This is a genomic window from Methanohalobium sp., assembly GCF_018609725.1.
In the GTDB taxonomy this organism is placed as follows: Archaea; Halobacteriota; Methanosarcinia; order Methanosarcinales; family Methanosarcinaceae; genus Methanohalobium.
Map to the genome: position 1 here is coordinate 1 of NZ_JAHENT010000055.1, position 9583 is coordinate 9583.

Below are 9583 nucleotides of genomic sequence, written 5' to 3' on the forward strand. Positions count from 1 at the left end.
ATTTCCTTACAGGAATAACCGATAGTGGGTGTGTGAACCATCCAAGAAGGACTTTGTAAATTGAAAATTTACAAATATCTTTAAATCTTTGATTTAAATAGTAAGACTCTTTGGAGTAAACTCCTTCTGAAGCCACTTGGTCTTTAGCCAAGTGGTAGTTCACTAACATAATTACACTTTTGTAAAAAAAATCAAAAATATATTTAACTATACAAATCCATTATATGTTAAAATAAAAACAATGATTATTCCAAAAAAATCAAAGACAAATAAACATGGATTCTGACAAAAAATACAGCCTTTTCATAATTTCATTAATACTTTTGGTAAGTATTATAGCCATATATCTGACTAAAGAATTTGTTCCAGTGGTTGTATTCAGCATATTTTTAACTTATGTACTTTATCCTGTATATTCATATCTTGAAAAGGTTACAAAAAGCGAAAGAATAGCCTCATCTATATCAGTACTTTCAGCTTTATTCATTCTTGGGTTATGTATTTACCTTCTTTTAAGTTCTGCTGTAAGGGAAATATCAAAACTGATAGCTTCGCCAGACCAAATCAGAGAACCTATAATAGCACTGGAAAAAGAATTATTGGATTTTATAAGTTCTACAGATTATCTTTCATTTATAGCAGAAAGCTATATATCAAATGGTCTGAGTCAACCGGTGATTACGGTTATAAACTGGGTATCCCCATATGCAAAAACATTCTTGACATCTTTTATAACAAATACACCGTTATATATTATAAGTTTTGTATTGACTTTGTTGTTTACATACTATTTCTTAATAGATGCACGTAGAATTAGAGCCCAAATTATGGATGTAATTCCAGAAAAAAACAAGCATGTTGTAAGTTTATTCATTAATGAACTTAATGTTATCTATTACAATCTATTCAACATCTTTTTTGTAACCAGTTTTTTAACAGGGGTTATTGCTTCTGTAGGTTTTTTCCTTCTTGGTATTCCCTATCCGGTAATTCTTGGGATGGCTGTATTCCTGTTAACACTGCTTCCTCTTGTAGGTGCACCAGTTATCTATATACCACTATTTCTCTACTACCTTATTATACAGGATTACGCTACAGCAGTAATCATTTTGCTGTTTGGAATATTTATTCTTAGTATATTCCCTGACAGTTTCATAAGACCGAGGCTTGCTAAAAATAAAGCATCAATTCATCCTGTTATAACATTACTTTCTTTCACAGCACCGATATTTGTTATTGGTTTTACAGGGTTTATTGTAGGTCCACTCGTCTATGGTTTCCTGCTTGCATTTTACAGAGCGAAATTAAAGACAAAATATCAAACGGATGAAGAAGCAGAATCCTGATAGGTATACTTTGTCATCTAACCCCACCTTATAGGTAATTGATACAATATATAGGTGCAAAAATTTAATTTTATCTTTCAGGCTTCTGTGAGAATTTTTCTTACCGGTTCGAGAAGGTCATTCATATATTCAGTCGCGGAATTTTTCAAATCCATTGGATGAATTTCACCCGATGCAAACTGTTTTTCCAGTTCCTGATAACCTGATATTTCCAGATTCCCTCCGAATTTTTCAGGTCTTTTCAGGGTTATTTCATCATATCTCGGGAACACATGGTATTTGAAAATTTCAAGTACAGGGTTATCTTCAACTGTTTCTGCCGGACAGTATGCTTTTTTCATTTTTCTTTTGATGTCATCTTCTGTATCATCCACTGATATGTAGTTTTCTTTTGATGATGACATTTTAACACCGTCCAGACCGAGCATTATTGGTGTATGTATGCATGTCGGAGAGCTATAACCGATATCTGGAAGTTCTTCCCGTGCAAGCATGTGGATTTTCCTCTGATCGATACCGCTGACTGCTACATCGACTTCAAGCATGGCTATATCAACCGCCTGCATGATAGGATATACCATCTGGGACACTTTCGGGTCATCCATTTTGCGTCCCACCTCATCCATGCTTCGTTTTGCACGGTTCAATGAAGTTTCTTGTGTAAGTTTTAAGACATTTAACATGTAATCATGATTCATCTGGAAATCTGAACCAAAAACAAATCTGGTTTTTTCAGGGTCAAGACCTAGTGCAAGGAAACATCGTTTGTTCTGTTCTGCCAGTTCGCGAACTTCTTCAAGGCTTCCTTTTTGATTGAGATAGGCATGGATATCAGCAAGGAGAACTGTAATATCAAATCCAGACCTTTGTAAATCGATTAATTTGTTTACTGTCAGGACGTGCCCCATGTGAATTTTACCACTTGGTTCATACCCTACATACGCTGTCGGTCTGTTCTTTGTGGCGACTAAATCATCAAGTTCTTCTTCTGTTACTATCTCCTGCAGGTTCCGTTTTATAAGTTCTTCCTGTTCCATGGGTTCACCGCTTTTTACAATAACATTTCGATTTTAAAGGTTTTTGGTGTTGAAAAAATACCGCAAAAATAAGCATAAAATACTAGTATAAAATTTTTGTTTTACTTGTCAAAAGCAGAAATATTTAAACTAATAATTTTTATACCTGTATGGACAGTATATAAATATATTAACTCTGATTTAAATTATTAAAATTTTACAACTTAGATTTAACAACCATCTAAAACCTGCAATGTATCATATATGTAGCATCAGTATAGACGGTTCTGTTAAACAAATATAAATGGTAGATAAAATGGAAAATGAAGAAATACTCAATCTTAATGAATTCCAGCGTGATGCGCTTAAAGAAGTTGCCAATATTGGCATGGGCAACTCCATAACATCATTATCAAAACTCATCAATCGACAGGTGAACATACATGTCCCTGATTTGAAAATAGAAAAAATAGAAGATGTACCCGAAATTGTCGGAAGCCCTGAAGAACCGGTGGTAGGAACCATAGTAGGGCTTCGAGGTAACTTCATGGGATATATTGCTATAATTATTCCTGAAGAAAGCGCTGAAAAAATCTCACAGATTGTTATGGATTCTGATGATGTTGATTTGCAGAGTGAGATGACTCTGTCTATGATGGGGGAAGTGGGTCAGATTCTTGCAGGATCATATTCCAGTGCTATCAGTGATTTTTTTGGAATCAATACTTCGATTACAATTCCGTATACCAACTACGATATGGTTGCTGCAATAATGGACAACCTCCTTATTGAGATGAGTATAGAAGTGGATTATGCAATCGTATTCGATACTGAGTTTACAATCAAAGATGAACACAAGGTAAAGGGCAGTTTTCTGACAATGTTTGACAAGTCTCTGCTGGATGATTTCCTTGAGAGGATAAATAAGATGGTTTGATTTGAAAAAATAAAACGAGCTGATTTTAATGAAACTAGTAAAAATGGCAGACTTTGCTGTTGCAAAAAACCCTGAGAACCTGAAAACGATGAGTCTTGGCTCGTGTGTAGGTATAACACTTTACGATCCTTCCAAAAAAGTGGGTGGTCTTATTCATGCAATGTTGCCTTCTTCTGAGAATGCAAGGAGTACAAACAACAGAGCAAAATTTGTAGATACAAGTATTCCGTATCTTGTTGATGAATTGGTAAAAAATGGTGTTGCAAAAAGGAGGCTTGAAGCAAAACTTGTAGGCGGAGCTGATATGTTTTCTATGGGTAACAGCGGGACCATCAATGTGGGGAGGAACAATGTAAAAAAAGCAAAGGAAGTATTATCAAATCTTGACATACCGCTTGTAGCTGAAGAAACAGGAGGGAACCACGGCAGAACCACTACAATGGATACATCAGATGGCGCAGTCTTTATAAGAAGTATCAAAGAAGGCAATTCCAAGATTTGACAATTATTATTAATAGCAAAAATTATAAATCCAATCGTGTAATGTAGACTGGTGGATATATGTTTAGGAACATGTATCTAATATAAAGATAGGTCAGGGGCTGTGGCCTAGCCAGGAATGGCGACGGGCTCCAGCGGATAAATGATGAACAACGGGTCTGCTGAGACCTGCTCGACGGGGCGGGTCTATGAGGAACCGTTGGAGCACTGATATGTGCTCTGCAAGAGCCTTTAAAGAACTGTCAAGAGCAGTGGTTCGGAGAGACCCGTCGATCGTGAGTTCGAATCTCACCAGCCCCACCTTTTCTTTCTGCATTCTTTTTTTCTTGAGATACCAATACACTCAAATATTCCATAAAAAGAATTAGGATATATGAAATCTGTTTGTTTTTGCGGGGAGGTACACCTACCACTAAATTTGAAATGGTACTGGCCAGCTTATGAATATACTAAACCGAGTATCGATAAATATTTCGACCTGCCGCAGGTCTATTCCACCTTTGAAAAAATAAGTAATGATTTCATACGTACAAATGAGGTTATAAAAGATTCATTAAAAAATGGTGGAAAATACTCTTTTAATATTTCCGGAACGTTTATAGACATATGCAAAAAATGGAATTTTGATGTAATCGAATCTTTCAAAGAATTATCAAACACTGAAAAGGTAGAATTCACCTCATCTTCATATTATCATTCTCTTAGCAGTTTATATAATGATTCTTTCGAATTCCGCGACCAGATTAAAAAACATAGGAACGAAATAAATAATTTGTTTGAACAAAAACCACAAACATTTGTCGATTCTGAACTACTTTTAACAACTCATACAGGAAGCATTTTGAAAGAACAGGGTTTTGAATGCATGATTTCAGAAGGTTCATCCAATCTTTTAGATGGAAAAGATCCTGTATACGTCTACACCAATCAATTACCCATCCTTCTCAGGCATATTAATTTAAGCAAGGATATAGAGACCCGATTTTCTGACAGGTCATGGACAGGTTATCCGTTGATTGCAGACAAGTTCGCTTCCTGGATAAATAATATGGAAGGGGATGTAGTTGTTATCTATTTCAATTATGATACCCTTGTCAGACATCATAAAAATGAAAGTAATATATTCCAGTTTTTAAAAGAATTACCAGAAAGCCTCAAAAAGTACGATATCAAGATGGAAACTCCTTCTGAAGCAGTAAAGAAACACCAAAAAATAAAACTTGATAACCTTAATATTGAATCAACTGCAAGGTTTGGTATGGACAGCCTTACAGGAAACCACATGCAAAATCTTTATCTATGTGAGTTAATGAGAATCAATAAAGATTTACAGAAAATTAAAGATTCACCTGATTACAATTTTTTGAAACAGATATATGGATATCTTCAACAGAGTAACATATTTCTGGATATGAATTATAACAACCTTCCACTGGCTTATGAACGAGGGGTTAACAACTTTTCAATCATCTCGGATTTCAGACGTGCTGTTATTGAGGCGGCGGGACAAATCAAAAAAATGGAGGCCAAACAATGACTTCTGTTTGTCCTTATTTCCAGATTCATCAACCATACAGACTAAGGTGGTTCTGGCCTGATGATACAAGCGGTTTTTACAGGTATTTTGATTACGCTGCAAATAAAGAGATATTTGAAAAAGTTGCAGACAAATGTTATCGTCCAACAAATAATCTACTGCTGGAGTTAATCGATGAATACGATAAAGATTTTAAATTCAGTATTTCTGTGACAGGAACTCTTCTGAACCAGTGCGAACACTGGGGTAATGATGTACTGGATACTTTCAAACAGATGGCAGATTCAGGTTGTGTAGAATTTCTGGACGAGACGAATTACCACTCATTAGCAGGATTATTTGAGGACAGGTCAGAATTTATAGAGGAAATTAAAGAACATCACAATGTTATAAAAGATCTTCTTGGTGTCAAACCAAAAGTATTCAGGAATACCGAGTTGATCTACAACAATAATATAGCAAAGACCGTTTCTGATTTAGGATACAATGCAATACTTGCTGAAGGTGTGGATAACCTTCTTGGATGGCGGTCTCCGGATTATGTATACCGGGCAGAAGGTAGCGGTCTGCCTTTATTATTGAGAAACTACCCATTAAGTGATGACATTGGATACCGTTTTTCAGCAAGATGGTGGGGTGAGTACCCTTTGACTGCTGATAAATGGGCTTCATGGGCATCGGATGTGGAAGGAGATATCCTTAATATTTTCATGGACTATGAAACGTTTGGTGAACATCAATGGGAAGAAACCGGTATTTTCGATTTTATACGTGCTTTACCCGGTGAAGTATTAAATCGAGGTCTTGCATTCAATACCCCTTCTGAAGTGGTGGATATGTATCCACCAGTGGGAAATATCGATGTGGGGGATTTTTCAACAATATCATGGGCTGATATGGAACGTGATACCAGTGCATGGGTTGGAAATGATATGCAGAGAAGGTGTCTTGAAGAAATTAAACATCTGGGCCCATATGTTAAAAAGACAGAAGATGATGAACTGATACAAATATGGAAACATATGCTTACATCCGACCATTTCCATTATATGTGTACCAAATGGATGGGTGACGGCGATGTACATGCTTATTTTAGTGTATATTCCTCACCATTTGACGCTGCAATAAATTATATGGCGGTTGTTATGGATTTCAAGGCTGAAGTGTTTAAACGTCTTAATGGTTTATCAGGAGAGTGAAATGTTTAAATGACACATAATCTTGGTATTTTTTTCAGTAAAGAAGAAACTGGAAATTATGTATGGTTTAAGATTCACCATTCCGATACACCAAAATCACAGGCTGATATTGTAAACCTTTTTGCATCTGAAAACGTGGATGTAAGGTATGGATATATTGATAATACCGAATATAGTGACAGGGGAAAATATGTCCTTTTTGCACTTGTAAAACAAAGTGTTGATATTAACACCTTTTTGGACAAACTCGAAAAACTTGATGTTGTTTTAAATATCGAATATGAGGTTATGGAGGATGGAGAATTACATTCACTTGATTACCCTCTCCAGCTACTTGGTGAAAGAGCCGTAATAACCCGTGCAACAACTTTTGTGGATGTTATACACATAATAAAAGAAAATGTATCCGATTCCGGTGGACTGTTGATGATGAGTGGTCTCAATGGTGGCATTCATGCAGCCAGATACATAAAAACAAATATTAACATAGACAAAAACAACCTTATAAACATTTTAAAAGAACTGGTAATTGCTGCAGGATGGGGAAGGCTTGATATGGATCTTGATTTTGAAACACTTAATGGAAGGATATATTTCATGAACTGTTTTATCGCTGAATACTATGGTAAAAGCGAAATTCCTGTATGTGAATATATCAGTGGATTTTTCTCAGGATTTATTACAGAAGCTTTGAATGAACCGGTTCATGTCAGAGAAATAAGATGTAAATCTATGAGCCATGATACCTGCGAGCATATAATTTCAAAAGCTCCCCAAAGTGTGAAACCAGAACATATACTGAGAGGAGATTTACCTTGATTAAACAACCAAATGTAATTCTTGGTAATAAACATCTTCTTGTTACAATGGGCAGTAAAGGGGAAATTTTCGGGTTTTTCTATCCAAGAAAGGATTATGCTCAGAATGTCGAGGAGTCAGTAGCTTGCATCCATGATGGTGAACGCCTCATGTGGACAGATAGTGGAGAATGGACTGCAAATCAGTATTATATCAAAGATACTGATATTGTATCAACCAAACTTTCCCATGAATCAGGTCTGGAAGTATCAATCCTTGACTTTCTGCACCCGGAAGCACCTTTTTTAATCCGCAAATACAGGATTTATTCAGATAAAGATTTTCATGGCAAATTCTTCTACTACTTAAACCTTAATACAGGAGAAATGGAAAAAAAGAATTCCGCTTTCTGCGACCCTGAAGAGAAAATGTTTGTCCAGTACTGGCGGGATTTTCATATCGGTCTTGTTGGGTTGCCGGGTTTTGATGACTGGCAGGTAGGAAAAATAATGGGTACCATCTGGTGGATGAATGCCAAATATGATATGGAAGACGGAATCCTGCAAAAAAACCGTGAAGATATCGGTAAACTCAACAGTGCTTTAGGCTGGAAACTTGATGTTAATACAGATGACCCAGCAGAAATTACTTTGTTAATCGGTGCTTCCAAAAGAAGGACCCAGCTTTATAAAAGGATGCATGAGATATACCCCCATTCTATTGATGATATGTATGAAAATACCAAAAACAATTGCTTTACATGGCTTTCTGGTAAGAGAAAATTAAATTTGTCTGGACTGTCCATTAATGAAAAAACCCGGGAACAATTGCTGGATATGTACAACCGTTCTCTTCTTACATTAAACCTTTTGAATGATTCAAAACATGGTTCCTTTGTTGCTGCTCCAGAATTTGATTCCAATTTTGAAATGTGTGGAGGATATGGGTTTTGCTGGAATAGGGATGCATCAGAGGTTGCGACATCCCTCTTAAATTCAGGTTATCATGAATACTGCGAACATTTTCTTAAATGGTGCAAAAAAACCCAGTTTTCAGATGGTTCATGGTTTCAAAGATACTGGATAGATGGCAATATAGCTCCTGCATGGTGTAATTTTAGTGACTCCACACAGATAGATGAAACAGGGTCAACACTTCAACTGGCAAATCTATACTACCAATCGATAGGTGGGGTTAGAAAAGCGGATTTTCTATACCAAATATGGGTTACGGTCTTGCACGGGGCGGAATATCTGATGAAGCGAAGTTCTGAAGGTTTGCACGACCTGTGTATCGATTTATGGGAAACCTATAAGGGTGTTTTCAGCTACACCAACGCTTCAATATATGCAGGGCTTTTAAGTGCTGCTCATCTGGCAGAAGAATATAATGAATTAGGTCTTGCAAAACGCTGGTCTGAAAGAGCAGAACAGGTAAAAAGGAATACTCTGGATAAACTCTGGCTGGATGATGGGTATTTTGCAAAAGGGATTATTGACAATAATTTGGATACAACAGTTGATGTTAGTATTTTGGGTACATTTGTACCGTTTAACATGTTAAATCCTAAAAACCCTGATGAAAAACAAATGATTGACTCCATGATAGCAAAAGTTGAGGAGAAGTTGGCATTAAATATCAATGAGTATTATGGAATCAAACGTTATGAGAATGATAATTACATAGGTGGAAACCCGTGGATTGTTGCTACCTTATGGCTGTCAAAATCAATTCTCACTCTTGCAACTTCAATAAATAAAAAAACAGAACAGCAGCAATTGATAGATAAGGCTCTTGAATATATTAAATGGTCAATCAGGGGAACTACAAGTGCTGGATTATTGCCGGAACAGGTTGATAAGTATACTGGTAATCCTGCATGGGTTATACCGCTTGGTTGGAGCTGTTCCCTTATGATCGATAATCTACAGCTTCTGGATTCTTTATAATAACAGAAGGTAGAAAACCCTTATGTCTTTAGCATTGCATCAAATCGTAGATTTAATGCGAGTTTCATTTCTTTGAAATGAAACAAAGGGATGAATACCGCCTAATCCAAATATCAACCTTGACTGCGTATATATTCTGTAATTGTTTTTTTGCTTACATTTCCTATTGTGCAACAGAAGTATCCATCACTCCATAGAGTATTTTCTTTCCAGTAATACATTTTTAGATGTTTTTTGTGGTTTTTCCACATAAGGTATGTTGATTCTTGCTTCAATTTTCTAATAACTGATAATATACTA

At 36.1% G+C, this 9583-nt stretch carries 9 protein-coding genes and 1 tRNA gene; 8 read left to right on the plus strand and 2 right to left on the minus strand.

All coding sequences use genetic code 11. From position 1 onward, the window contains the following. The first annotated feature begins 275 nt into the window (after window positions 1–275). Entirely contained in the window at window positions 276–1346 is a 1071-nt protein-coding gene (locus QZ276_RS03315; RefSeq protein WP_292485260.1) for an AI-2E family transporter, read from the plus strand. A 77-nt stretch (window positions 1347–1423) separates the two neighbouring features. Here the strand turns inward: QZ276_RS03315 and QZ276_RS03320 are convergent, their stop codons facing one another. Continuing rightward, on the minus strand, window positions 1424–2383 hold the full coding sequence (locus QZ276_RS03320) for a tyrosine--tRNA ligase (RefSeq protein WP_292485262.1): 960 nt from the start codon (window positions 2381–2383) through the stop codon (window positions 1424–1426). 283 nt (window positions 2384–2666) lie between these two features. Between QZ276_RS03320 and QZ276_RS03325 the strand changes: the two genes are divergently transcribed. The 7 genes from QZ276_RS03325 to QZ276_RS03355 all read left to right on the plus strand — a co-directional run bounded on the left by QZ276_RS03325 (window position 2667) and on the right by QZ276_RS03355 (window position 9283). Continuing rightward, a complete protein-coding gene (locus QZ276_RS03325) occupies window positions 2667–3299 on the plus strand; it encodes a chemotaxis protein CheC (RefSeq protein ID WP_292485263.1) in 633 nt (210 codons plus the stop codon). Between the two features lie 28 nt (window positions 3300–3327). Continuing rightward, on the plus strand, window positions 3328–3801 hold the full coding sequence (locus QZ276_RS03330) for a chemotaxis protein CheD (RefSeq protein ID WP_292485265.1): 474 nt from the start codon (window positions 3328–3330) through the stop codon (window positions 3799–3801). Window positions 3802–3897: 96 nt separating this feature from the next. Then, window positions 3898–4100: transfer RNA gene (locus QZ276_RS03335), tRNA-Trp, on the plus strand. 73 nt (window positions 4101–4173) lie between these two features. Further along, window positions 4174–5337 carry a glycoside hydrolase family 57 protein gene (locus QZ276_RS03340; protein ID WP_292485267.1) on the plus strand — a complete coding sequence of 388 codons (1164 nt, stop codon included), beginning with the start codon at window positions 4174–4176 and terminating at the stop codon, window positions 5335–5337. After that, window positions 5334–6536 carry a glycoside hydrolase family 57 protein gene (locus tag QZ276_RS03345; protein WP_292485269.1) on the plus strand — a complete coding sequence of 401 codons (1203 nt, stop codon included), beginning with the start codon at window positions 5334–5336 and terminating at the stop codon, window positions 6534–6536. The genes QZ276_RS03340 and QZ276_RS03345 overlap by 4 nt, the downstream gene beginning before the upstream one ends. 9 nt (window positions 6537–6545) lie before the next feature. Further along, window positions 6546–7355, plus strand: coding sequence for a V4R domain-containing protein (locus tag QZ276_RS03350; RefSeq protein ID WP_292485271.1), 810 nt, complete (start codon window positions 6546–6548; stop codon window positions 7353–7355). Continuing rightward, window positions 7352–9283, plus strand: a complete 1932-nt coding sequence (locus QZ276_RS03355; RefSeq protein ID WP_292485273.1) for a glycoside hydrolase family 15 protein — start codon at window positions 7352–7354, stop codon at window positions 9281–9283. Before QZ276_RS03350 ends, QZ276_RS03355 begins: the two co-directional genes overlap by 4 nt. A 113-nt stretch (window positions 9284–9396) precedes the next feature. Here the strand turns inward: QZ276_RS03355 and QZ276_RS03360 are convergent. Beyond that, a partial coding sequence (locus QZ276_RS03360) for a transposase (RefSeq protein ID WP_292485120.1) occupies window positions 9397–9583 on the minus strand: 187 nt, incomplete at its 5' end.

What these genes read in the sequence shown, in the direction of transcription:
- QZ276_RS03350 (WP_292485271.1), top strand. Translation starts at nt 6,546, where the DNA reads ATGACACATAATCTTGGTATTTTTTTCAGTAAAGAAGAAACTGGAAAT.
- QZ276_RS03315 (WP_292485260.1), top strand. Translation starts at nt 276, where the DNA reads ATGGATTCTGACAAAAAATACAGCCTTTTCATAATTTCATTAATACTT.
- QZ276_RS03320 (WP_292485262.1), bottom strand. Translation starts at nt 2,383, where the DNA reads ATGGAACAGGAAGAACTTATAAAACGGAACCTGCAGGAGATAGTAACA.
- QZ276_RS03330 (WP_292485265.1), top strand. Translation starts at nt 3,328, where the DNA reads ATGAAACTAGTAAAAATGGCAGACTTTGCTGTTGCAAAAAACCCTGAG.
- QZ276_RS03340 (WP_292485267.1), top strand. Translation starts at nt 4,174, where the DNA reads ATGAAATCTGTTTGTTTTTGCGGGGAGGTACACCTACCACTAAATTTG.
- QZ276_RS03325 (WP_292485263.1), top strand. Translation starts at nt 2,667, where the DNA reads ATGGTAGATAAAATGGAAAATGAAGAAATACTCAATCTTAATGAATTC.
- QZ276_RS03345 (WP_292485269.1), top strand. Translation starts at nt 5,334, where the DNA reads ATGACTTCTGTTTGTCCTTATTTCCAGATTCATCAACCATACAGACTA.